Source organism: Neoalteromonas arenosi (genome assembly GCF_030362855.1).
GTDB lineage: Bacteria > Pseudomonadota > Gammaproteobacteria > Enterobacterales > Alteromonadaceae > Alteromonas_E > Alteromonas_E arenosi.
In genome coordinates, this window is the sequence record NZ_JAUCBP010000003.1 from 1 (window position 1) to 582 (window position 582).

The 582-nt window shown below is 43.0% G+C and carries 2 tRNA genes; both read right to left on the reverse strand.

The annotated features are described in order from the left end of the window. Positions 1 to 333: 333 nt before the first annotated feature. A tRNA-Ile gene (locus QTP81_RS04175) sits at positions 334 to 410 on the reverse strand. 1 nt (position 411) lies between these two features. Continuing rightward, positions 412 to 487, reverse strand: a tRNA-Ala gene (locus QTP81_RS04180). Positions 488 to 582: the final 95 nt, after the last annotated feature.

Genomic DNA, 582 nt, shown 5'->3' on the forward strand with positions numbered 1-582 from the left:
CAAGGAGGACATACAGTACTCTTTGCAGCAAACTAATTTGCTCGATATACAAGTTTCGCTTGAAAGAACCGTCATTTTATAAAACAACAATTCAATCAGTTACTCTTGGATTAAATTAATATCAGCTTTTCCAAATTGTTAAAGAACATATTTAAGGCTCAAAAAAACCTTAATCAATAATTCACATCATTCATTAAGGCTCTTACCTTTTCGACCAACCAGCCGTCTTCCTCATGCCGCACAATCTTTAGCGAGCAGTAAAAATGTCAGCAACTTCGCAAGTTGCGGTCAAGCATTTTTACGCGACGATTCGCCAGCGAATCACAAGGTAAATGGTAGGCTTGGGCAGACTTGAACTGCCGACCTCACCCTTATCAGGGGTGCGCTCTAACCAGCTGAGCTACAAGCCTGTGGTGGAGCTAAGCAGGATCGAACTGCTGACCTCCTGAATGCAAATCAGGCGCTCTCCCAGCTGAGCTATAGCCCCATAGTATGGTCGTTCTTCTTCATAACAAAACAATCTGTGTGAGCACTGCATCAAAAATGTCTATCGACTTAAGGTAAGGAGGTGATCCAACCCCA